Raw genomic sequence first — 21,907 nt, forward strand, 5'->3', positions numbered from 1 at the left:
GCTTGGGTCTCATCGCAAGAAGAGGCCAAAATGAAAGACACCATTCCCCAGATCACCACCGGCGCGCTGCCCGCATCGCGCAAGATCTACCAGACCGGCGCGATCCATGACATCCGCGTGCCCCTGCGCGAGATCGCCGTCTCGAACGAAGACGCGCTTTGCGTTTATGACAGCTCGGGGCCCTATACCGACCCGGCGGCGTCGATCGACATCGAAAAGGGCCTGCCCGAGGTGCGCGGCGGCTGGTTGCAGGCGCGCGGCGATATTGAGGAATATGACGGCCGCGCCGTGACAGATGCCGATAACGGCTTTGCCACCGGCGAACGCCTGACCCCGGCCTTTCCGGTGCAGCGTCCGCCGCTGCGCGCGGTGGGCGATCGCGCCGTGACCCAGCTGGCCTATGCCCGCGCCGGGATCGTGACACCCGAGATGGAATTCGTCGCCATCCGCGAGAACGAGGGTCGCCTGGCCGCCGCCACCCGCGACGGCGAGGCCTTTGGCGCCGAGCTGCCCGATCTGGTGACGCCCGAATTCGTGCGCGCCGAGATCGCCGCCGGCCGCGCCATCATCCCCGCCAACATCAACCACCGCGAACTGGAGCCGATGATCATCGGCCGCAATTTCAAGGTGAAGATCAACGCCAATATCGGCAACTCGGCCGTGACCTCCAGCATGGAGGAAGAGGTGGAAAAGATGGTCTGGGCGATCCGCTGGGGCGCGGATACGGTGATGGACCTGTCGACCGGGCGTAACATCCACAACATCCGCGACTGGATCATCCGCAACGCCCCGGTGCCGATCGGCACGGTGCCGCTGTATCAAGCGCTGGAAAAGGTCGGCGGCATTGCCGAAGACCTGACATGGGAGGTCTTCCGCGACACGCTGATCGAACAGGCCGAGCAGGGCGTCGACTATTTCACCATCCACGCGGGCGTGCGGCTGCACATGATCCCGATGACCGCGAAACGCGTTACTGGCATCGTGTCGCGTGGTGGCTCGATCATGGCCAAGTGGTGCCTGCATCATCACCGCGAAAGCTTCCTCTATGAGCATTTCGACGAAATCTGCGACATCTGCCGCCGCTATGATGTGTCGTTCAGCCTGGGCGACGGTTTGCGGCCCGGCAGCATCGCCGACGCCAATGACGAGGCCCAGTTCGCCGAGCTGCGCACCCTGGGCGAGCTGACCAAGATCGCCTGGGCCAAGGATTGCCAGGTGATGATCGAAGGCCCCGGCCATGTGCCGATGCACAAGATCAAGGCCAACATGGACGAGCAGTTGAAACATTGCCACGAGGCGCCGTTCTACACGCTGGGGCCGCTCACGACCGATATCGCGCCGGGCTATGATCACATCACCAGCGCCATCGGCGCGGCGATGATCGGATGGTTCGGCACGGCGATGCTGTGCTACGTGACACCCAAGGAGCATCTGGGCCTGCCCGACCGCGACGACGTGAAAACCGGGGTCATCACCTACAAGCTGGCCGCCCATGCCGCCGATCTGGCCAAGGGGCATCCCGGCGCGCAGCGGCGCGATGATGCGCTGTCGCGCGCGCGGTTCGAGTTCCGCTGGGAAGATCAGTTCAACCTCGGTCTAGACCCCGACACCGCGCGCGAAATGCATGACGAGACCATGCCCAAAGAGGCGCATAAGGTGGCGCATTTCTGTTCGATGTGCGGGCCGAAATTCTGCTCGATGCGCATCAGCCACGACATCCGCGCCGAGGCCGCAAAGCAAGAGGGCATGCAGGCCATGGCCGCGAAATTCCGCGAGGGGGGCGAGCTTTATGTGCCGGCCGAGGAACCGGCGGAATGATCTCGGTTCTGGGGTGCGGGGTGGCGGGGCTGTGCGCCGCCACCGTGCTGGCCGAGGCAGGGTTCGCGGTCGAGGTGATCGCCCCCGCTGACGCCCCGCCGCCTGTGTCACATCTGGCGGGCGGCATGCTGGCGCCCTTTTGCGAGGGCGACGGCGCGCCGGATCTGATTGTCGAAAAGGGCCGGGCGGCGGTCGACTGGTGGGCCGCGCATGTGCCGGGTGTCGAGCGCCGGGGCACGCTGGTTCTGGCGCCTGCCCGCGATACGGTCGAGCTGGACCGGTTTGCCCGCGCCACGCGGGGCCATGATTGGGCCGCGCCCGCTGATCTGGAGCCCGACCTGGCGGGCCGGTTCGCGCGCGGGCTGTTCTTTGCCGACGAGGCGCATATGGACCCGCGCGCCGCGCTGGGCGCGCTGCGGGCCGCGTTGGTCGATCAGGGCGTGGTGTTTCACGATGGCCCGCCACGCGGGCGGGTGGTCGATTGCCGCGGGCTGGGTGCCGCCGGGGCGCTAGGCGATCTGCGCGCCGTGCGGGGCGAGATGCTGGAACTTGACGCCCCCGATGTCGCGCTGACGCGGGTGGTGCGGCTGCTGCATCCGCGCTTTCCCTGCTATATCGTGCCGCGCGGGCAGGGGCGCTATATGGTCGGCGCGACGATGGTAGAAAGCGCCCGCGACGGCGCCATCACCGCCCGCGCCGTGATGGAGCTGTTATCCGCCGCCTACACCGTGCATCCCGGTTTTGCCGAGGCGCGGCTGATCGCCACCGGGGCGGGGCTGAGGCCGTCTTTCCCCGACAATATTCCCGCCATTCGCCGGTTGGGCGATGTGATCCATGTGAACGGCATGTATCGCCACGGGTTTCTGATGGCGCCGGTTCTGGCGATGGAGCTGGTGCAGATACTGACGCAGGAGATGGCCCATGCAGATTGATCTGAACGGGGCACAGGTGATCACGCAGGCCCGCACGCTGGCCGCGCTGATCGACGAACAAGGCTTTGCCGCAGAGGTGGTTGCCACGGCGGTGAGGGGTGAATTCGTGCCGCGCTCGGCCCGGGCCGACACGCCTCTGGCGCCGGGCGACCGGGTCGAGGTTCTGTCACCGATGCAGGGGGGCTGAGGGATGTTCTATGGCGTTGATCTGAACAGCCGGCTGATGCTGGGCACCGCGCAATACCCGTCACCGCAGGTGCTGCGCGACGCGATCACGGCCTCGGGGGCCGAGGTCATCACCGTGTCGCTGCGCCGCGAGGGGCCCGAGGGCGCGGGGTTTCGCGACATCCTGCGCGACAGCGGCTGCCGCATCCTGCCCAACACCGCCGGCTGCCATAGCGTGCGCGAGGCCGTCACCACCGCCCATATGGCGCGCGAGCTGTTCGGCACGACCTGGATCAAGCTTGAGGTGATCGGCCATGCCGACACGTTGCAGCCCGACCCGTTTGCGCTGGTCGAGGCGGCGCGGATTCTGTGTGTCGACGGGTTCGAGGTGTTTCCCTACACGACCGAAGACCTGATCGTGGGCGAAAAGCTGATCGAGGCGGGGTGCCGGGTGCTGATGCCCTGGGGCGCGCCGATCGGGTCGGGGCAGGGGCTGCGCCATGTCGAGGCGCTGCGCACGATGCGGGCGCATTTCGCGTCTGTGCCTTTGGTAGTCGACGCGGGGATCGGTGCGCCCAGCCAGGCCATGCTGGCGATGGAGATGGGCTTTGACGCGGTGCTGCTGAACACCGCCGTGGCCCGCGCGCTGGACCCGGTGACTATGGCGCGCGCCTTTGGTCAGGCCGTGGCGGCGGGGCAGGCGGCGTGCCAGGCCGGGCTGATGCCCCGGCGTGACATGGCGCAGGCCTCGACCCCGATCTTTGGCATGGCGGAACTGGCATGAGGGCGCTTGACCCGTTCTACCTGATCGTGGGTGATGCCGATCTTTTGGATCGGCTGGTGCCGCTGGGCGTGCGGCTGGTGCAGCTGCGGATCAAGGACCGCTCGCCGGCCGATATCCGCGCCCAGATCATGCGCGCACAGGCCACTTGTGCCGCGCATGGCGCGCAGCTGGTGGTGAATGACTATTGGGAGATCGCGCTGGAACTGGGCTGCGATTTCGTTCACCTGGGCCAAGAGGACATGGACAGCGCCGATTTCGACGCGCTGCGGCGGGCCGGTATGCGCTTTGGCCTGTCGACCCATGACGAGGCCGAGCTGGATCACGCCCTGGCGCTGAGCCCGGCCTATGTGGCCTTGGGGCCGGTTTATCCGACGCTGTTGAAACAGATGAAATGGGGGGCGCAGGGGCTGGACCGGGTGCGCCAATGGAAGGCGCGCGCCGGGAAGGTGCCGCTGGTGGGGATCGGCGGGCTGGTGCCCGAGCGCCTGCCGGGGCTGTTTGCCGCCGGGGCCGACTGTGCCGCCGTTGTCACCGATATCGCGCAGGCCACCGACCCCGAGGCGCGCTGCCGCGAGTGGATCGCCGCCACGCGGTGCGCGGCGTGACCGCGACAGTCCTTTGCATCGGCGGCATGGATTCCAGCGGCGGTGCGGGGCTGTTGCGCGATGCGGAAGCGGTGGCCAAGGCAGGGGCTGCGGTTCGCGTGGCGGTCACGGCTGTCACCGCGCAGGATGATCGCGCCGTCACGGCCCTTCACCCGGTGCCGCCCGATGTGGTTTCGGTACAGATTGCGGCTGCAGGGCGGGTTAGTGCGGTCAAGACCGGGATGCTGTGTAACGCGGGCATCGTCGAGGCCATCGCCAAGGCCCTGCCGCCCGCGCCGCTGATCATCGACCCGGTGATCGCGGCCAGTTCGGGGCGGGCGTTGCTGGATGACGAGGGTATTGACCGGATGCTGTCGCAGCTGCTGCCGCGCGCCGTGCTGCTGACGCCGAACCTGCCGGAACTGAACCTGTTGGGCCGTCATATAGGTCTGCCCGAGGGGGCCGAGGACGCCTGTGTTGCGGCGCTGATCCGGCGCGGCTGCGGGGCGGTTCTGGTCAAGGGCGGGCATGGCCCCGCGCGGCCCGTGGTCGAAGACCGGCTTTATCTGCCCGATCAGCCGCCGATTGCCTTTCCCAGCCCCCGGATCGCGGTTGCCCTGCGCGGCACGGGTTGTTTCCTCGCCAGCGCCATCGCCGCGCATCTGGCTGCCGGGCGTGATCTGACAGGCGCAGTGGATGCGGCGCGGGCACAGTCGCAGCGCCGTTTCGAGACCGCCGCCGCATAAGAAAACCGCGCCTTTCGGGCTGAAAGGCGCGGTCGATGGTTCTTTATGGGGCGTGTTTACCCCGATGCCTGACCCTTGCGGATCCAGATCTCGACCCGGCGGTTCAGCGCGCGGCCGTCATCTGTGTCATTGCAGGTCGAGGGCGCCAGCGGGCCAAACCCCATCACCTTGAAGTTCAGCCCGTTCAGGCTGCCCTCGGCGGCGGTGTTGATCTCGTTCAGCACCTGGCTGGCGCGGCTGATCGACAGCGACTGGTTCTTGTTGAACAGGCCGACCGAGTCGGTAAAGCCGACCAGCGTCACCTCGGTGCCTTCGGGAAGGTCCTTGAGATACTGAACCAGGCGCGGCAGCTCGTCGCGGGCCTTTTCATCCATCCGGGACGAACCCATGCGGAAGCGGAAGGTCGTCGACAGGCGGTCATGCTGGGCCATCTCGGCCAGCATCTCGCTGATGGCGTTCTGCTCGGCACGGGTGCCGGCCTTGGTGTTTTCCAGGCTGACGGCGCGGGCATCGGTCTCTGACTGGGTGCGGCGCGCCACGTCGAGGTTGATAAAGCCCGATTTGGCGATCATCGCGTCGGCATTTTCCGACACCGCATATTCAAGGAACTGGGCGGCTTCGGCATCCAGGTTGTCGGCGCGGTTGTAAAGATACAGACGGCGGCTGAGCAGGTATTCCTCGGTTTTGGCCGAGAAGGCATCCGGCACCGAGGGGATGCCGCAGGCATTGACCAGCGTCACCGGTTTGGTGCCGGTCTGGAAGGCATAGCCGACATAACCGATGGCATTGGGGTCGGCCTGAACCTGGGCGGCCATATCCGCGTCGCTTTCGACAACCGTCTGACGGTTGTTCTTGCCGGCGCCTTTGCCGTCAAAGATGCGCTCTTCGAAAAAGCTGCGGCTGGCGGTTTCGGGGGCCATGGTCAGCACGTTGATCGGGGCATCGCTGCCGCCAAGCTGTGACCAGTTGGTGATCAGGCCGCTATAGATGCCTTTCAGATCTTCGGTCGAGATCTGGGCGATGGCGTTATCGGGATGGGTGACGATCACCAGGTTGTCCAGCGCGATCACGCGTTCTTGGTCGGCGCCGTCGATGTCACCGGCGCCCGCGTTTTGCAGCAGCTGCACCTCGTAGGGGCGAATGCGGCGCGAGGCCATGGCGATCTGGGCTTCGCCGGCCAGCAGGGCCTGGAAGGCCTGCTCGGTCGAGGTCGAGGCCACAAGATAGGACCCCAGATTGTCGCCATTGCCGTTGTCGCCGATCAGGCTGGCAACCGCTCCGCCCTGTTCAGGCTGGTCGGTCATCTTGACGGCCGCGTTTTTCGAGGCGGCATAGCCGCTCATCAGCAGCGGCATCATGTTCTCGCCGATCAGCTCGGAACCCGAGATGGTATAGTTGATCTCGATCGGGGCGCTGTCATCGGCCTGGGCGGTTTCAAGGATCTCGCCGCCCACGGCGGGGCAGGCGGGGCCTTCGCAGCTGACGGTGCTGGCACTGACGCGCAGTTCACCCAGGTTGGTGCGAATGACGTATTTGCCGTTGGTGATATCGACCAGGTCGCCGACGAATTTCAGGTCGCCGTCAAACGAGGTCAGCGTCACGCGGATATCGTCGACGTCGCGGGGCTTGAGCTCTTCTTCCTGAGCCGGTTCAAGCGAGGCCACGTCGACCTTGGGGCAGGGCTCGCCCTCGCAGGTTACGCTGTTGGTCTGGATTTGCAGGTCGCCCAGCTGGGTGCGGACGATATAGTTGCCGTCGGTGATGGCGATCAGTTCGCCTTCGAATTTCAGCGCGCCATCGAACGATTGCAGCGTCACCGGCCCGCTGACGAATTCGGCCGGGGCGGCGGGTTGCGCGGCGGGCTGGGCCTCGGCCGCGGCCAGGTCGGGGCAGGCGTCGCCCGCACAGGTCACCCCGGCAGAGCCGATGCTGATATTCCCGAGATTGGTCTTGATGATGTAGTGGTCATCCTGGAAGTCGATGAACTCACCGACGAATTTCAGGGTGCCGTCCGTCGATTGGAGCGTGATCTCGGATGCCAGTGCGGCGGAAGGCAGGGACATTGCCCCGAGGATCGTGGTTGTCCTCAAGGCGCGTTTGACGGTGCCAATAGTGACCAATTTCACAGCGGTCTCCTCTTTTTCGATTTCTGCGCTGACACAACTCTTGGATGAACTGGTCGAGGCGCAGACCGCAGCCGGTGATGTTCGATACAAAGTCTTCAAATCCGAAGATGCGCTTGTTGATATGAATGATGTGTGGACAAAATTAGGCAATATTCAGGCATTGTTTCCGGGGCTGCGTTTTGGGCACATTTCGCTGACACAATCCGGCTTTTCAGACCTTTAGGGCGCAACCAAAGCGGGTTTTCTGTTCAAAACGGCGATCAAAACACCCCATAAGTGGTTGTTTCATGGCCAAATGCACAACAATCCGGCCTGGCGGTTCCAAACTGTCCATAATTTGTCATGAAAAATCTCATTTCTGCCATAGAACCACCGGCTTCGAACCTATTCTCGATATCCAAGCACTTCTACCGGTGCGTGTAGTCGCACTTCGTTTCACCGTGTCCTAGGACAATAAAACTGGGAGATCCCCATGCACATTGCGTCGCGTTTCGCTTTCCGTATCGTTGCCGGTCTGGGCCTGGCAGCCAGCCTTTCAATGCCTGCATCGGCCCAGGATGTCTTTATCACCCAGGAACTGCCGTTCTTTGAATTCGACAATGGCGAAGAGTTCCACGTCATCGAGCGCGATCAGAACACCGATGCGGTCATCCCCGAGGCCTTTGCCAAGACCTCGCGCCCGTGCCCGCCGTTCTGTGTGCAGCCGATGGAGGCCGCAGAAGGTGTTGAAACCATCGGCGAGCTGGAGCTGCTGCAATTCCTGGACGAGCATGTCGAGAAGGGCACCGGTGCGCTGATCGATGCGCGGGTGGAATCCTGGTATCGCGGGGGCACGATCCCCGGCTCGATCAACCTGGCCTTCAACCTGTTTGAAAACCCCGAAGAGAACCCGTTCCTGGTGCCCGTGCTGCAACTGCTGGGCGGGGTTCAGGCCGCGGACGGCACCTGGGATTTCACCGAGGCGAAAGATCTTGCCCTGTTCTGCAACGGGCCCTGGTGCGGGCAGTCGCCGCGCGCCATTCGCAACCTGATCTCGGTGGGCTATCCGCCCGAGAAGCTGCGCTATTACCGCGGCGGCATGCAGGCCTGGCTGGCCCTTGGTCTGTCGGTTCACGTGCCGGGTAACAGCTAAGGAAGTTGGGAACATGCTGGATACTTTCAGGTTCCTTGCGATTGTCGCGGCCATTGCGGTGCCAATGGCCGGCCACGCCCAGACCCGGATCCAGGTCGGTTTCGTGCCGCAAGATCAGGTCGTGCGGGTCGGCTATGACGATCTCGAGCAGAAAGATCAGCGGCGCCTCGATTTCTACGCGGAAAAGATCGTTGATGCGATCAAGGCGACTGTTGATGCCAACAAGGCCGGGGATGCCGAGGCATTCAACAAACATGGCAATGCGCTTAAATCGACAGCCGACCGGTTTCTTTCCACCGCGCAAGAGGCCGGGCTGTCCGAGGCCGAGGCCGACATGATTTTCCATCGCCATCTGGTGGATGGATATGCCGGCCCGCTGCCCAAGTTCATGGTCACCAGCACCGGTCCGGCCGGGGTGCGTGCCCTGATGTCTCTGATGGTTTTGCCGTCCGAGGCGAAAGAGGATGACTATGTCGACTCGATCCGCGATGCGGGGAATGTGCAGTTCAGCAACTGAACGCAGGTTCACGCGACGCCCGCAACGCGACAAGGCCGCCCGTGATGGGCGGCCTTCTTCGTTCCGACGGGGCGGAAGTGTCAGATGGTCTTGATGATCGCGACCGAGGTGTTGTCCTGGTCGGGCTTGTTCTCATGCATCACAGCGGTGATCAGTGACACGGCGATGGTCGCGGCATCGGCGCCGCGCTGCTGCCAGGCGATATCGCGAATGCGGTCGTCGGGCAGGGTTTGCAGCCCGTCACTGGCCAGGATGTAAAGATCGCCTGCCTCGACGGTCATCGGTTGCACGGGGCAGTCGACCAGCTTCATCGGCAGACCCGTCACCGCTGATTTCAGGCAGTTGCGGTCGGGGTGGTCGCGGCCGCTTTCGGGGCTGATCAGCCCGTTCTTGACCATGAAATCGATCTCGGCCGCCATCGAATGATCCTGGTTGAGGCGGGTCAACTCGCCCTTGCGCAGGCGGTATAGCGGCGAGTCTCCGACCGACACCCAATACAGCCGGTCCTGCGACAGGACGAGGCCCACCAGCGTCGAGCCCATACCCGAAAGCTCGGGGTTCTGGGCGACCGTCTCGCGAATGCCGTCATTGGTGCGCTCGGCGGCGGATTTCAGATAGCCGGGCAGGTGATGCTCGGCGGCCAACAGCTGTGGCGCGTCGGCCTTGAGGTTACCAAAGACGTTGCCCGCGACCAGCTTGCTGGCCACCTGGCCCGAGGTGTGGCCGCCCATCCCATCCGCCAGCACCAGAATGGCGTGGCCGGGATCGGTCGCGAATTTTACTTTCAGAACATCCTCTTGCCGCGCGCGGCGCCCGATCCACAGCTTGCCCGACACGTCGTAGCGCGGGGTCCAGCGGGCGCGCTGCGGCCTGACCTTGGTGCCTGAGAACGCGAAATTCATGGCAGATCAGTTCCCTGCGGTCGCAGCCATCTGCATGGAGACGAACCACAGGTTATCCGCCCGGTTCACCGCAAAGTTAAAGCGCGTGGCCCCGTTCTGGATTTCCCGGCGCAGGATGTCGGCGATCGCGTCGGGGCTGTCGATCGGTTCGTTCGCGGGCATGAAGGCGACGATCCGGTCACCGACCTGCAGGCCGGCAGGATCATCGCTGCCGCCGCTGGCAAGGGTGGTGACCCATTCGCCACCGATTTTCTGCGACTGAAAGCGCATGCCGTTGGGCAGGCTGGTTTCGCGGATCGCGGGCAGGGTGATGTCCTGGGTGGCCGAGCGCCCGGTGGCGCTGTCTTGCAGGGCCAACGTCACGGTCACGGCATCGCCGACGCTGTAATAGGCGGTGTCGCTGATGACTTGCGGCACGTCTTCCAGCGAGGCGATCGCGACCCCGTTCACCGAGGCGATCTTTTGGCCGGGTTTGATCTGTTCGCCCGCCGCGCCGCCGGCCATCAAAACGACGGTCGGGTCGCCAAGGTTGGGCAGGACCGCAAAGTCGACGATATTGGCGGTCGTGACGCCGGCGATGGTTTCAACCTCGTCCGAGGCGGTTTTCTGCGACGCTTGCGGGGCAGGGGTAAAGGCGGCCGCGACCAGTTGTGGCGCGGGTTCCGCAGTTGCCTTGGGCGCCGCCGGGCGGGCCTTGGGGGCCTCGGCGGCCACAGAGCGCGTGACGGGGGTGGGGGCGGGTTCGACGACCACGGGGGCCGCCGCAATGGTTTTGGGCGCGGGGGCGGCCGTGTCTTCGGGGCCCGATCCGGTCATCAGAACCGCGCCAACCCCAAGTGCCGCCGCGACGGCCGCGACAGAGATGCCGATCAGGCCACGGTTGCTGCGCGCTTCGCGCACGGGGGCCGGGGCCTCTGTCGGGCTGTTCTCTGCCCCGGCCTTTACGGCGGGCAGCTGCTTTTGCGGGGCCTTGGCGGCGGGCTGATTCTGTTGGGGCTTGGCGCCCTTGGTGATCGGCAGAACCTTCGAGGCGGCCAACATGCCGCGCCAATCGGCCGCAGACTGAATCCGGTCTTTGGGGAACACGGCCAGCGCCTTGTCGATGCAGGCCAGGAAATCGGCCGAGTAACCCTGAACCAGCCCGGCGATGGGCACATAGGGGTCGGGCTCTCCGCCGGCGATGGCCGACAGCCGTTCCTGTGCATTGGGCGGCAGGGTCTTGGTCATCACGTGATAGAGCGATGCGGCCAGCGAGTAGAGATCACTGGAGGGGAACTGATCGGCGTCGGTGACGTAGAATTCGTTGGGCGAATAGCCGTCCTTGACGGTTTGCAGCGCGCCGATGATCCGGGTGGCGCGCGTGACCGTTTCGCGGGCGGCGCCAAAGTCGATCAGGATCGGTTCGTTCTGCTGGTTCAGCAGGATGTTGTCGGGCGCGATATCGCGGTGCAACAGGCCCTGGGCGTGAATGAAATCAATGGCATCCAGGATCTTCAGAACCATGCGTTCCAGCGCCTCGGGCTGGATCTTCTTGCTGCTTTGGGCGACTTCCAGCAGGTCCTGGCCATCGACATAATCAAGCGCCATATAGGCGGTGTCGAAATCCTCGAACACCTGGTGCACGCCGACGATATTGGGGTGCGACAGGCGGGCCAGCTTGCGGGCCTCTTCGATGAACAGATCGACGATGGTGCGATAGGCCGTGGCATGGGCGCGCGAGCGCGGGTGAACTCGCGACGAGGTGCGGCGGCAGATCGTTTCGGGGTAGCATTCCTTGATCACGACCAGCCGGTCCAGGCTGTCGGTTGCCAGATAGGTGATGCCAAAGCCGCCGCTCGCCAGGAATTTCTTGATCACATACTGCCCGTGCAGCAGCTTGGTTCCTGGCTGGAGTTCGTCAGTGAACTCTTCGTCGGTAAAGTTTTGAGACATCAGTGTAGAGGTCATTCTGCTACCCATCTTGCCCAAGGGATCTACGGCTACGATTTGGAAACTATCTTTGAATAGAGGCAAGAAAGTGATCGTATTGTGTGGATTTGATGTAAATTAGGTTGATCATATCCAGCATGGCGCACGTATTGCGTGCGGGTGGCGGCGCACCTGATGCAGCCATTGGTTGCGCCGCGCAGCCGGTCTTGCCGATGCCACGCGCCACCGCTTTCGCTTCCCCAAATTTGTGTCACATCTGATTTACGTTAATGGCCTAGCCCTCGTGCATCGGGGCAAGGCATTCGGCTGCCCCGGCGATATTTGTTGAAACACACCGTGGGGGAAGTTTCATGAAACATTTCAAGATTAAAGGCGGGCTGCCGCAGGATATTGATGCCCTGGCCGCCGTGATTCAGGCTGTTGAGGCCGCGCAACCAGAGCAGGCCAAAGTGGTCGGGCCGCAAGGCAACGCCGTTCAAACCGAAGTTCTGGATAACCTGGGCGTCGAGCTGGTGACCGCATATGACAGCGGTATCGGCGAAGGCGGGTCCGAAGTGGTATCCTATTTCGAGGGCAAGCTTTACGTCACCAATGGCGAACAAGACCGCATCGACATCATTGATGCCAGCACCGGTCTGCTGCTGAACTCGGTCGATCTGTCGACCATCCCCGGCTATGACGGGCTGAATTCGGTCGCCGTCAGCGCCGCCGGCATCGCCGTCGCGGTCGAGCGCGAGAACACCGAGATCGCATCCGAGCCGATGCTGGTCGGCGAAGAGGGCTGGACCACCGCCCCCATCTTTACCGTGGGCGCGTCGCTGGACAACGGCTATACCCCTCCGGGCATTCTGGACGGGATCGGCGCGATCAAGCTGAACGACGACACCGTGCGGGTGTTCGTCAACCACGAGATGGGTTCGAACGACGGTTATGCCTATGAGGTTGACGGGATCGAGCTGACCGGCGCGCGCATTTCGTATTTCGACATCGATATCGCCACCAAGTCGATCATCGACGGCGGCCCGGCGATCCAGCAGATCGTCGATGCAGCGGGCAATGTCGCGACCGACACCTCGTTCACCTTTGAAAACAAGGCCGGGTTCGAACGTTTCTGTTCCAGCGTGCTGTTCGAGGCCGACACCTTTGGCGAAGGTCAGGGCCTGGTCGACAACATCTATTTCACCGGCGAGGAAACCGGCGGCGCCTTCTCGGGCACTGGCGGCGCCGAATGGGCGCTGGATATCGAGACCGGCACCATCTATGCGCTGCCCGCCTTTGGTCGCGGCGCCTGGGAAAACGTGACCCAGGTCGATACCGGCACCGACACTCACGTGGCCTTTGTGCTGGCCGATGACACCTCGCCCTTTGACGCCGATGGCGACGGCAACCGCGAAGGTGCGCCGGTTTACCTGTATGTCGGTGAAAAGAGCACCGATGCCGACGCCGGGTTCCTGGCTCGCAACGGTCTGGAAGGCGGTAAGCTGTATGTCTGGACGGCCGACAGCGGCGCGCTTGATCCCAGCGATTTCAACGGCACCGGCAACAGTGCTGCGGGCGCTTGGGTCGAGATCGACAACAGCCCGAACCTGGCCCTGGCCGATGAATTCGGTGCCAATGGCTATGACGAGTTCGGCTATCCGACCCAGAAAAACCTGTGGACCCAGGCCAAGGCCGTCGGTGCGTTCCAGATGTCGCGCCCCGAAGACGTGGCGACCAACCCCGCCGATGGCACGCAGATCGTGTTTGCCTCGACCGGCCGTGCCGGTGCGTTTGGCGGCGCCGATGAGGTGGGCACCACCTATATCATCGACCTGGATTTCACCGACATCAACGCGCCCACGGCGACGACCACCATCCTGTATGATGGCGACGACGATCCGGCCCAGGCCCTGCGCAGCCCCGACAACCTGGATTGGGCCGATGACGGCATGATCTATGTGCAAGAGGACCGCGCGAACGGCGATCTGTTCGACGCCGACGCCCCCAACCAGAACGATGCCAGCATCGTGCGCATCGACCCCACCACCGGCGAAGTCACCCGCGTGGCCTTTGTCGATCAGGCGGCGCATTACCCGATCGGTTCGGTGGAAGAGAACTTCTTCTACACCGGTGCCAAGGACAATGGCGATTGGGAAAGCTCGGGCATTCTGGATGTCTCGACCCTGTTCGGCGAGGCCCCCGGTACGCTGTTCCTGGCCGATGTTCAGGCGCATGGCCTGGATGACCAGGACCGGTTCGATGTCGAAGGCCCCGGCGGCCAGATCACCGACGACAACCTGCGTGAAGGCGGGCAGCTGCTGTTCCTGGCCGCGCCCGGCGTCGAGCTGACCGTCGAAAACCCGGTTGATCCGGTCTATGCCCAGAACGGCGTCGTGGCCCTGTTTGATCTGGACGGCACGCCCAAGGGTACCGTCGAGGCGGGTAACCTGCCCGACATGGTGACCTTCTCGAAAGACGGCACCATGATCTTTGTCGCCAACGAGGGCGAAAAGCAGGCCGATCAGGATCCGGCCGGGTCGATCTCGATCATCGACGTGGCGACCATGACCGCCCAGACCTTTGGGTTCGAGCAGTTCAACGCCGATATCGACGCTTTGCGCGAGGCCGGCGTGCGGATCTTCCCCGGTGAAACTCCCGCTACCGATTTCGAGCCGGAATATATCGCCGAGGCCGGTGGCAAGCTGTTCGTGACCCTGCAAGAGGCCAACGCGGTTGCGGTGTTCGACCTGACCACCATGGGCTGGGAAAAGATCGTGCCGCTGGGCACCCAGGATCATTCGGTCGTGGGGCTGGACGCATCCGACAAGGACGGCGCCATCAATATCACCACCTATGACAACCTGGTTGGTCTGCGCATGCCCGATGCCATCGCCGCCGCCGAGATCAACGGTCAGACCTATTTCCTGACCGCGAACGAAGGCGACGACCGTGGTGATTTCGACGAGGGCGGTGATGCGGCCCGCGTGGGCGACATTCTGGATGGTGACGTGGCTGGCCTGTCGATCGACCCCAGCGTCGACACCACCGGGCTGGAGCGCCTGAATGTCTCGATCATCGACGGCGACACCGACGGTGACGGCGATATCGACGTGCTGCACAGCTATGGCTCGCGCTCGTTCACGATCTACGATGCCGATGGCAACCTGGTGTTCGACAGCGGATCGGATTTCGAACAGATCATCGCCGCCACCCGCGTGCCGAACGCGTTCAACAACGACGATTACCCCTCGGGTGATCCCAGCGAGGTTGACGAAAACCGGTCGGACAACAAAGGCCCCGAGCCCGAAGCCATCGCCGTGGGCGTGGTCGAGGGCAAGACCCTGGCCTTTATCGGTCTGGAACGCGACAGCGGCATCATGATCTACGACATCTCGGACCCGGCCAATTCGCAGTTCGTCGATTACATCGAGAGCGGCGCAATGGGCCATATCAGCCCCGAGGTGATCGATTTCATCCCGGCCGAGGAAAGCACCTCGGGCATCGCCCAGATCGCCGTGTCCTACGAGGTTTCGGGCACCACGGCGGTGTTCGACCTGGAGTTCGGCAAAGAGATCACCGGCAGCCGCAAGGCTGACGTGATCAGTGGCACGATCGGCGACGATGAGATCTCGGGCGGCAATGGCCGGGACACCATCGACGGCAATGGCGGCGATGACGTGATCCTGGGCGGCAACGGCAAGGATTGCCTGTCGGGCGGTGCCGGTGACGACACCATCGACGGCGGCAATGGTCGTGACAAGATCATCGGCGGGCTGGGGGATGACCTCTTGACCGGCGGTAACGGCATGGATTGCTTTGTCTTCAACTTTGGCGACGGCAATGACACGATCACCGACCTTCAGCGCAACGACAAGATCGACCTCAGCGGCACCGGGCTGGAGTTCGCGGACCTGACCGTGACCGAGCTGTCGAACAAAGAGGTGCATGTCGCCTATGGCGATCAGGGCGACGCGCTGTCGATCGAACTGACCTTCGCCGCGCATTACTTTGGCGAGGACAGCTTCCTGTTCTGATCAAAGGCGCATCAGCAGATCAAAGACACCGCCCGGCAGATCCTGTCGGGCGGTTTCATGTCGTGGCGCGCGCGGCTGTCAGGTCTTTCAGGACTTCACGGCCGAACAGAAGACCGACGCCAGCGTCGAGACAGCCATTTCTGCGCGTTCAGATGCCGTGCGCGAATACAGGACGATCGGCAGTTTAGGCAGCTGGGGCAGGCCCAGCCGTGGCCCGACATCCAACATGCCAAGAGGAGCCATGCGGCGTGACAGGGCCGCCACCCCCAAGCCCGCCTGAACCGCGGCGGCAACAGCCAACACGCCGCCGCCGACAAAGACCTCATTCCATGCAATACCGGCCTCATCCAGCAACTGACCCGCCAGCAACCGAACGCCACAGGGTTCCGGCATTGTGGCGACAGGAAGAGGCTCGTCCGAGCGGTATTCCCATCCGGGTGCGGCGAACCAGTGGAAGCTTTCCCTGGCGATGACCTTTCCGTCGTCGCGGTCGGCCTGGAACCGGGTCAGGGCCACGTCCAGCCCGCGTTGGTCATAGGCTTGCAGCAGATCGGCGGATGATCCGATCCGCACCTCCATGATCAGATTGCTGTTCTGGGCGTTCATTCTGGCGATCATCTGCGACAATTCGGGGCCGGCGACATGATCACTGATGCCGATGGTCAGTCTCTCTTTTGACGTTCCAAGAGCAGAGAAGGCGCCATCATGCGCCGCGAGCATATTTCGGGCGTGATCCAGGAAAACGCGGCCGTCGGCGGAAAGCTCTACGCGACGAGGCGTTCGAACAACCAATTGGCATCCCAGCGATTTCTCGAGCCGCTGGAGCATCAGGCTGATCGACGCCTGTGTCGTGCCAAGCGCCTCGGCAGCGCGGGTGAAGTTGCGCAATTCGGCAATCAACACGAAGGCGCGCACGGTCGAAAGGTCTAAAGGCCGTTTGATCATTGCAATTTATTATTATTGCTATTCTTTGACATAAGTAACGAATATGAACTCTGATCGGGACGAAGGCAACCACCAGGAAGGAAAATCTATGCCACTCGTCACGATCTCGATGCGGTGCGGCAAGTCGGAAGACTATCGCAGTGCAATCATGGACGGCGTCCATGCGGCCTTGCATGAAACCTTTAGCATGCCGAACGATAACGGGTTCATGGTCATCAATGAAATCGAGGCATCCAACTTTCGCTATAGCCCCGGCTATATGGGTGTTTCCCGCAGCGACGACCTTGTCATCGTTCACATCAGCGCCATCCGGTCGCGAACGGCAGAGCAGAAGAAAGCCCTTTACAGGCGTATGGTCGAGCACCTGACGCGCGCCCCGGGGCTGAGGGCCGAGGATCTGTTCGTGAATATCACCGAAGGCGAAAAAGAGAACTGGTCGCTTGGCCGTGGGCTGGCGCAATACGCGTGAGCGGGCTGTAAAGGTAGGGGGGCTTATCGTGCTTGTCTTTGCCACGCATCGGCGGGCACACAGGCAGATAGATGGCTGGGGTGGTAGGATTCGAACCTACGGTACACGGTACCAAAAACCGCTGCCTTACCACTTGGCTACACCCCAACAGTGGCCGGTTGATTACGCCAGACTCCGGCGCGCTTCAAGACCATTTTCGCGAAAAAATGCAGTTTCTTGAGGCGCGCCCATATGCGGGTCAGACGCGGATCGGGTTTGACTTGGCCAGCGCGTCAAACGCCATCAGCGATGTCACCAGATCGGGCATTTGCGCCAGCGGAATCATGTTGGGCCCGTCAGAGGGGGCGGTGTCGGGCGCCTCGTGCGTTTCGATAAAGACGCCCGCGATGCCCAGCGACACGGCGCAGCGCGCCATGACCGGGGCGAATTCGCGTTGCCCGCCCGAGCTGCCGCCTTGGCCGCCGGGCTGCTGCACCGAATGGGTGGCGTCCATGATCACCGGATAGCCGGTGCGCATCATGGTGGGCAGCCCGCGCATGTCGGCCACCAGGGTGTTATAGCCAAAGCTGGTGCCGCGCTCGGTCAGCAGGATGCGGTTGTTGCCGGTCGATTCGACCTTGGGCACGACATTGGCCATGTCCCAGGGCGCCAGGAACTGACCCTTCTTGATATTGATCACCGCGCCGGTTTCGCCGGCGGCCAGCAACAGGTCGGTCTGGCGGCACAGAAAGGCCGGGATCTGCAGCACATCGACCACCTCGGCCACGGGCTTGCATTGTTCGGCTTCGTGGATGTCGGTCAGCACGGGCACGTTCAGGCGCGATTTGACCTCGCCCAGGATATCCAGCCCGCGTTTCATGCCGACGCCGCGCTTGCCGCCCAGCGAGGTGCGATTGGCCTTGTCGAAGCTGGCCTTGAAGATGAACTGCGCCCCGGCGGCGGCGCAGGTCTCTTGCATCTTGGTCGCGATCATCAGGGCGTGGTCCAGCGTTTCCAGCTGGCAGGGGCCCGCAATCACCGTAAGCGGGCGGTCGTTGCTGACGGTCAAGCCGCCGATCACTACGTCTTTCATTAGGCTGATACCTGTTCCCTGAGAATGGAGGCCGTCATCGACACCATCAGGTATATGCCACCGAAGATCAGGAAGGCCAGCACGGTATTCTCGAAGGCGCGCGGGTAGGTGGGCTCGTCCGGGGCGACGGGGCTGACGCCCATCGACAGGTAACGCACCTGGCGGTTGGCCTCGATCCGGGCGGTTTCCAGCTGTTGCAGCGCCTGTTGCAGCAGCAGCTGCCGGTTGGCCAGGTCGGCCTCGGCGATGCGCAGTTCGGCCGAGACGCGGGCCAGCGAATCCTCGCCCGAGGTGCTGTCGGTCATCGAGGCGCGCAGCTGCGCGACCAGGGCCTCGAGGCGCTGGATGTCGCCGCGCACGCCTTCGACACGGGCCGAGTTGGGGCGCGAGTTGTCGAGCAGCTGTTGCAGTTGCAGGCGCTTTTCCTGCAGCTGGATTTCGAAATTGTTGATCTGGCTCATCAGCGCGCTGGTTTCCGAGGCGGGATCGAGAACGCCAAGGCGTTCCTGCAGTTCCAGCACGCGGCCCTGGGCCTCGGCCACACGGGCCTCGGCGTCGTCATAGCTGGCACGGGCGCCCGACATCTGGTCTTCGCGCAGACGCTGGGTCAGTCCGTCGACCCGTTCCTCGGCATAGGAAATCAGCGCGCGGGAAAAGGCTTCGCTGCTGGCGGGGTCGGCGGCGATGACCTCCATCCGCAGCAGGCCCTCGCTGGGGTCAAAGCCGATCTTCACGTTGCGCTTGTAAAGCTTGTAGGCGGCCTCGTTCGTGGCATCGGCGGGCAGGCGTTGCAGCAGGTCGACCTCGGGGCTGCTGAAATGCGCCTTGAAGCCAAGGTCGGAATCCAGCCGCTGCATGGCCTCGCGCGATTGCAGAAAGTTCTGCACGGCGGTCGAATCCTGCTGCACGGCCAGGCCGGTGCCGGCGAACATGCTGCCGAAGCCCCCCCCGACCTGGGCGTCCGCCTGCTGGATCACAAAGTCGGATTTCGTGGCATACATCGGCGTGGCCACGGCAAAGTAGTAATAGCCCGCGATCAAACCGGGCAGGCCCACGAACATCGCAAGGCGGGTGAACAGCATGGCCAGCTTGCGCTTGCGGCGCCGCGCGATGTCGCGCTGGATCTGCATGACCTGCGACACCGGGTCGTGCTGGGCCAGGGCGGTGCCGGGCAGATTGGCGGAAACAGGCGCGGTCTGCGGCAGTTTCGGCGGTTGCTGGCCGGGTTGCGGTGCGTCGTCATTGGCGACCAGTTCCAGCATGTTGGCGCGCTGGAACGGGTCGATGCCATGTTTGCGCAGCAGGCGCACGGCGTCGAAATCGGATGTGGGGGCCAGGCCGTGTTTCTGGGCAACGCGGCGGGCCATGCGCAGCTGGCGCCCGGTCAGCCCCTCTTTGCGGATCGACACGATGTCATTTTCACCGGTGGCGGCCGGCTGAGCGGGGTGGCGCTCGAAACCTTCTTCGACCGGGTGGCTCTGCTCGGACTGATCGGTCTTGGGGCGGCCAAATCCCAACGGTCCGCTGCGGCGGATGCGGAATTTTCTAGCTCTGGGTTTCGTAGTCATAGAGCCTCTTGGCCTCTTCCAGTGTGTCAAACATATGCAACTGCCCATGAGACAGCACAGCGGCAGAGCGGCAGAACCTTTGCAATGTTTCCGCCTGATGAGAAACCACTACCACGGTGGCCTTTTCAAGTCGTTCACGCAAGATTGCGCCCGCGCGTTTGTTAAAGGCCACATCGGTGGTGGCCGGCATGCCTTCGTCGATCAGATAGATATCAAAGTCCAGCGCCAGCATCAGCGCGAAAGTGAACCGCGCCCGCATGCCCGCGCTGTAAGTGCCCAGCGGCATGTCGAAATATTCCTCGATGTCGGCCATCCAGCGGGCAAAGGCCTCGACATAATCGGGATCAAGCCCGTAGAGCCGCGCGATATAGCGGGCGTTCTCGGTGCCGGTGTGACGATTAACCACCCCGCCCATGAAGCCCAGCGGAAACGAGATACGGCTGGTGCGGGTGATCGTGCCCTCATCGGGTTTTTCCAGCCCCGCCATCATGTTGATCAGCGTCGTCTTGCCGGTGCCGTTGGGGGCCAGCACGCCCAGCGAGCGGCCAAGCTCAACGCGAAATGACACCCGGTCAAGGATCACCTTGCGCTGGGTGCCGGTCCAGAAGGACTTGCTGACATTGGTGAACTCGATCATTCACGGGGGTCCGATGCTGCTTGCCTGCTTAATCTGTGCGCGCGATCCCGATTTTCAACGGGTTATGGGGTTGCCGTAACGGGGACAATACCGGGGCATTTAGGCGGCATTATGTCCAATTCCTTGGCAAATTGACAATGCCCGGCCGCACTGACGGCGCGGCACGAAAACGCCGCCCCGGCCGGGGGCGGCGTGTTGCGCCCGTATCCGGGTCAGCTGTGCTGTTTTTCGACCCGCAACAGCTTGCCCGCCACGATCGAGATGATCGCGGCGACAAAGCTGAACAGGGCGCCCATCTTGGCGGCATCCTGCACGCGCATGCCTTCCAGCTGGACCGAGCTGTCAAAGGCCACCGCGGCAATGAACAGCGACACGGTAAAGCCGATCGCCGCCACACAGCCCACCACGAACAGGTCGATGGTGCGCATGCCAGCCGGCAGGCCCAGCTTCAGCGGATGTGCGGCGATATAGCCGAACAGCATCACGCCGACGGGTTTGCCGATGATCAGGCCCGCCAGTACCAGCCAGGTGGGCGAGCCGATCGAAGAGAACTCGACCCCCGCATTGGCCAGGCCAAAGAAGAACAGGATGATCTCGACCGGGATCTTCAGCGCGTGTTCCATCTCGTTGAGGATGTCATGCAGATACTGCTCGGCCTCGGCAAAGATGCCGAAGGCGCGGTCGGCATGGGGGATGGTGAGCACCACGGGCAGCAGGCCCAGGGCGGGGTGCAGGCCAGCCTCTTGAAAGCCATACCAGCTAAGGCAACCGGCAATCGCATAGGGCCAGAAGGACAGCTTGGTCCGCATCCAGGTCGACCGCTTGCGCAGCTGGTCGCCGCGATCCAGGTAGCGGGGCAGCCAGTTGAAGATGACAAAGGTCGCAACAGCCACCAGAACCGAGAAGCCGAACCATTCCATCGCCAGCTCGCCCGAGGGGTAGAAGATCGCCAGGATGATCAGGCCGGCCGCGTCATCGGCGATGGCCAGCAGCAGCAGAAAGCGCACCGCCGGGTGGCCCGCGCCGAACACGATGCGACCCACCAGGTAGGAAAAGGCGATGTCGGTGGCGGTGGGAATGGCCCAGCCACGGCTGACGGCATCAAAGGTGGTTGAGCCAAGGATGGCGGCGAGGCCCAGATAGACCGTAATCGGGCCCAGCATCCCGCCAAGTGTGGCAAAGAGGGGCGTTGCCGCCTTTTTCCCGCGCAGCGAGCCGTTTTGCAGGATCACCGCCTCCCACACCTCTTTGGCGGCGATGGCAAAGAACAGCGCCATAAGCACGTCGTTGATCAGGTAGTGCAGCGTCAGCGTCCGGTGGATATGCCCGTCGACCTCATGCGCGTGGCCGATGAAGAAATCGTCGATCAGAACGAACTCGACAAAGTCATGATAGGAATGCGGGTCGATATTGGCCCACAGCAGGGCCACAACCGCCCCGGCGATCAGCAGCAATGAGTAGTTTGTGACGAAATTCCAGACGCGATACATTTGCTCTCCCCCGATCTAGCATGGCCGGTATCCATTCGGCATTTGGGTGGGGATAGAATATGCGATCATATGGGGCAA

General features: G+C 63.3%; 19 protein-coding genes and 1 tRNA gene. 11 read left to right on the forward strand and 9 right to left on the reverse strand.

Annotated features, from left to right (window positions below; genetic code table 11):
* The first annotated feature begins 30 nt into the window (after positions 1 to 30).
* Genes thiC through OE856_RS00095 form a run of 6 tightly spaced genes read left to right on the forward strand, consistent with a single transcriptional unit; the run spans position 31 to position 5,029 of the window.
* Positions 31 to 1,818, forward strand: coding sequence for a phosphomethylpyrimidine synthase ThiC (thiC, locus tag OE856_RS00070; RefSeq protein WP_263714003.1), 1,788 nt, complete (start codon positions 31 to 33; stop codon positions 1,816 to 1,818).
* Positions 1,815 to 2,750, forward strand: coding sequence for an FAD-dependent oxidoreductase (locus tag OE856_RS00075; protein ID WP_263714004.1), 936 nt, complete (start codon positions 1,815 to 1,817; stop codon positions 2,748 to 2,750). The genes thiC and OE856_RS00075 overlap by 4 nt, the downstream gene beginning before the upstream one ends.
* Positions 2,740 to 2,937 carry a sulfur carrier protein ThiS gene (gene thiS, locus OE856_RS00080; protein WP_263714005.1) on the forward strand — a complete coding sequence of 66 codons (198 nt, stop codon included), beginning with the start codon at positions 2,740 to 2,742 and terminating at the stop codon, positions 2,935 to 2,937. The genes OE856_RS00075 and thiS overlap by 11 nt, the downstream gene beginning before the upstream one ends.
* Before the next feature lie 3 nt (positions 2,938 to 2,940).
* Positions 2,941 to 3,699, forward strand: a complete 759-nt coding sequence (locus OE856_RS00085; RefSeq protein ID WP_263714006.1) for a thiazole synthase — start codon at positions 2,941 to 2,943, stop codon at positions 3,697 to 3,699.
* Positions 3,696 to 4,304 carry a thiamine phosphate synthase gene (locus OE856_RS00090; protein WP_263714007.1) on the forward strand — a complete coding sequence of 203 codons (609 nt, stop codon included), beginning with the start codon at positions 3,696 to 3,698 and terminating at the stop codon, positions 4,302 to 4,304. Before OE856_RS00085 ends, OE856_RS00090 begins: the two co-directional genes overlap by 4 nt.
* Positions 4,301 to 5,029 carry a hydroxymethylpyrimidine/phosphomethylpyrimidine kinase gene (locus OE856_RS00095; protein ID WP_263714008.1) on the forward strand — a complete coding sequence of 243 codons (729 nt, stop codon included), beginning with the start codon at positions 4,301 to 4,303 and terminating at the stop codon, positions 5,027 to 5,029. Before OE856_RS00090 ends, OE856_RS00095 begins: the two co-directional genes overlap by 4 nt.
* Before the next feature lie 56 nt (positions 5,030 to 5,085).
* Here the strand turns inward: OE856_RS00095 and OE856_RS00100 are convergent, their stop codons facing one another.
* On the reverse strand, positions 5,086 to 7,092 hold the full coding sequence (locus tag OE856_RS00100) for a phosphate ABC transporter substrate-binding/OmpA family protein (protein ID WP_263714009.1): 2,007 nt from the start codon (positions 7,090 to 7,092) through the stop codon (positions 5,086 to 5,088).
* Positions 7,093 to 7,141: 49 nt separating this feature from the next.
* Here OE856_RS00100 and OE856_RS00105 point away from each other — a divergent pair, with 49 nt between their 5' ends.
* The 3 genes from OE856_RS00105 to OE856_RS00115 all read left to right on the forward strand — a co-directional run bounded on the left by OE856_RS00105 (position 7,142) and on the right by OE856_RS00115 (position 8,804).
* Positions 7,142 to 7,378: a hypothetical protein gene (locus OE856_RS00105; RefSeq protein ID WP_263714010.1), complete on the forward strand. Its 237-nt coding sequence runs from the start codon at positions 7,142 to 7,144 to the stop codon at positions 7,376 to 7,378.
* 249 nt (positions 7,379 to 7,627) lie between these two features.
* Positions 7,628 to 8,287, forward strand: coding sequence for a rhodanese-like domain-containing protein (locus tag OE856_RS00110; RefSeq protein WP_263714011.1), 660 nt, complete (start codon positions 7,628 to 7,630; stop codon positions 8,285 to 8,287).
* Positions 8,288 to 8,300: 13 nt separating this feature from the next.
* Positions 8,301 to 8,804 (forward strand): hypothetical protein, encoded by a 504-nt coding sequence (locus tag OE856_RS00115; protein WP_263714012.1) that lies wholly within the window; start codon positions 8,301 to 8,303, stop codon positions 8,802 to 8,804.
* An 80-nt stretch (positions 8,805 to 8,884) separates the two neighbouring features.
* Here OE856_RS00115 and OE856_RS00120 read toward each other — a convergent pair whose 3' ends face one another.
* Both OE856_RS00120 and OE856_RS00125 read right to left on the reverse strand, forming a co-directional pair.
* Complete coding sequence (locus OE856_RS00120; RefSeq protein WP_263714013.1) at positions 8,885 to 9,706, reverse strand: PP2C family protein-serine/threonine phosphatase; 822 nt, start codon at positions 9,704 to 9,706, stop codon at positions 8,885 to 8,887.
* A 6-nt stretch (positions 9,707 to 9,712) separates the two neighbouring features.
* Entirely contained in the window at positions 9,713 to 11,653 is a 1,941-nt protein-coding gene (locus OE856_RS00125; protein ID WP_263714014.1) for a protein kinase domain-containing protein, read from the reverse strand.
* A gap of 332 nt (positions 11,654 to 11,985) precedes the next feature.
* Here OE856_RS00125 and OE856_RS00130 point away from each other — a divergent pair, with 332 nt between their 5' ends.
* A complete protein-coding gene (locus tag OE856_RS00130; protein WP_263714015.1) occupies positions 11,986 to 15,648 on the forward strand; it encodes a choice-of-anchor I family protein in 3,663 nt (1,220 codons plus the stop codon).
* A gap of 87 nt (positions 15,649 to 15,735) precedes the next feature.
* On the opposite strand, the gene OE856_RS00135 is transcribed toward OE856_RS00130, so the two are convergent.
* On the reverse strand, positions 15,736 to 16,593 hold the full coding sequence (locus OE856_RS00135; protein WP_263714016.1) for a LysR family transcriptional regulator: 858 nt from the start codon (positions 16,591 to 16,593) through the stop codon (positions 15,736 to 15,738).
* An 88-nt stretch (positions 16,594 to 16,681) separates the two neighbouring features.
* Between OE856_RS00135 and OE856_RS00140 the strand changes: the two genes are divergently transcribed.
* Positions 16,682 to 17,062 (forward strand): tautomerase family protein, encoded by a 381-nt coding sequence (locus tag OE856_RS00140; RefSeq protein WP_263714017.1) that lies wholly within the window; start codon positions 16,682 to 16,684, stop codon positions 17,060 to 17,062.
* Between the two features lie 72 nt (positions 17,063 to 17,134).
* On the opposite strand, the gene OE856_RS00145 is transcribed toward OE856_RS00140, so the two are convergent.
* The 5 genes from OE856_RS00145 to OE856_RS00165 form a co-directional block, all read right to left on the reverse strand.
* Positions 17,135 to 17,209, reverse strand: a tRNA-Gln gene (locus OE856_RS00145).
* Between the two features lie 91 nt (positions 17,210 to 17,300).
* Positions 17,301 to 18,134 (reverse strand): 3-deoxy-8-phosphooctulonate synthase, encoded by an 834-nt coding sequence (kdsA, locus tag OE856_RS00150; protein WP_263714018.1) that lies wholly within the window; start codon positions 18,132 to 18,134, stop codon positions 17,301 to 17,303.
* Positions 18,134 to 19,702 carry a capsule biosynthesis protein gene (locus OE856_RS00155; RefSeq protein ID WP_263714019.1) on the reverse strand — a complete coding sequence of 523 codons (1,569 nt, stop codon included), beginning with the start codon at positions 19,700 to 19,702 and terminating at the stop codon, positions 18,134 to 18,136. The genes kdsA and OE856_RS00155 overlap by 1 nt, the downstream gene beginning before the upstream one ends.
* Positions 19,680 to 20,339 (reverse strand): ABC transporter ATP-binding protein, encoded by a 660-nt coding sequence (locus OE856_RS00160; protein ID WP_263714020.1) that lies wholly within the window; start codon positions 20,337 to 20,339, stop codon positions 19,680 to 19,682. The genes OE856_RS00155 and OE856_RS00160 overlap by 23 nt, the downstream gene beginning before the upstream one ends.
* A gap of 212 nt (positions 20,340 to 20,551) precedes the next feature.
* A complete protein-coding gene (locus OE856_RS00165) occupies positions 20,552 to 21,829 on the reverse strand; it encodes a Na+/H+ antiporter NhaA (RefSeq protein WP_263714021.1) in 1,278 nt (425 codons plus the stop codon).
* Positions 21,830 to 21,907: the final 78 nt, after the last annotated feature.

The sequence above is a fragment of the Actibacterium sp. XHP0104 genome (assembly GCF_025751515.1).
Lineage (GTDB): Bacteria > Pseudomonadota > Alphaproteobacteria > Rhodobacterales > Rhodobacteraceae > Actibacterium_D.

What these genes read in the sequence shown, in the direction of transcription:
- thiC (WP_263714003.1), top strand. Translation starts at nt 31, where the DNA reads ATGAAAGACACCATTCCCCAGATCACCACCGGCGCGCTGCCCGCATCG.
- OE856_RS00160 (WP_263714020.1), bottom strand. Translation starts at nt 20,339, where the DNA reads ATGATCGAGTTCACCAATGTCAGCAAGTCCTTCTGGACCGGCACCCAG.
- OE856_RS00155 (WP_263714019.1), bottom strand. Translation starts at nt 19,702, where the DNA reads ATGACTACGAAACCCAGAGCTAGAAAATTCCGCATCCGCCGCAGCGGA.
- OE856_RS00090 (WP_263714007.1), top strand. Translation starts at nt 3,696, where the DNA reads ATGAGGGCGCTTGACCCGTTCTACCTGATCGTGGGTGATGCCGATCTT.
- thiS (WP_263714005.1), top strand. Translation starts at nt 2,740, where the DNA reads ATGCAGATTGATCTGAACGGGGCACAGGTGATCACGCAGGCCCGCACG.
- OE856_RS00130 (WP_263714015.1), top strand. Translation starts at nt 11,986, where the DNA reads ATGAAACATTTCAAGATTAAAGGCGGGCTGCCGCAGGATATTGATGCC.
- OE856_RS00165 (WP_263714021.1), bottom strand. Translation starts at nt 21,829, where the DNA reads ATGTATCGCGTCTGGAATTTCGTCACAAACTACTCATTGCTGCTGATC.
- OE856_RS00135 (WP_263714016.1), bottom strand. Translation starts at nt 16,593, where the DNA reads ATGATCAAACGGCCTTTAGACCTTTCGACCGTGCGCGCCTTCGTGTTG.
- OE856_RS00120 (WP_263714013.1), bottom strand. Translation starts at nt 9,706, where the DNA reads ATGAATTTCGCGTTCTCAGGCACCAAGGTCAGGCCGCAGCGCGCCCGC.
- OE856_RS00140 (WP_263714017.1), top strand. Translation starts at nt 16,682, where the DNA reads ATGCCACTCGTCACGATCTCGATGCGGTGCGGCAAGTCGGAAGACTAT.
- OE856_RS00075 (WP_263714004.1), top strand. Translation starts at nt 1,815, where the DNA reads ATGATCTCGGTTCTGGGGTGCGGGGTGGCGGGGCTGTGCGCCGCCACC.
- OE856_RS00110 (WP_263714011.1), top strand. Translation starts at nt 7,628, where the DNA reads ATGCACATTGCGTCGCGTTTCGCTTTCCGTATCGTTGCCGGTCTGGGC.
- kdsA (WP_263714018.1), bottom strand. Translation starts at nt 18,134, where the DNA reads ATGAAAGACGTAGTGATCGGCGGCTTGACCGTCAGCAACGACCGCCCG.
- OE856_RS00100 (WP_263714009.1), bottom strand. Translation starts at nt 7,092, where the DNA reads ATGTCCCTGCCTTCCGCCGCACTGGCATCCGAGATCACGCTCCAATCG.
- OE856_RS00125 (WP_263714014.1), bottom strand. Translation starts at nt 11,653, where the DNA reads ATGACCTCTACACTGATGTCTCAAAACTTTACCGACGAAGAGTTCACT.
- OE856_RS00115 (WP_263714012.1), top strand. Translation starts at nt 8,301, where the DNA reads ATGCTGGATACTTTCAGGTTCCTTGCGATTGTCGCGGCCATTGCGGTG.
- OE856_RS00085 (WP_263714006.1), top strand. Translation starts at nt 2,941, where the DNA reads ATGTTCTATGGCGTTGATCTGAACAGCCGGCTGATGCTGGGCACCGCG.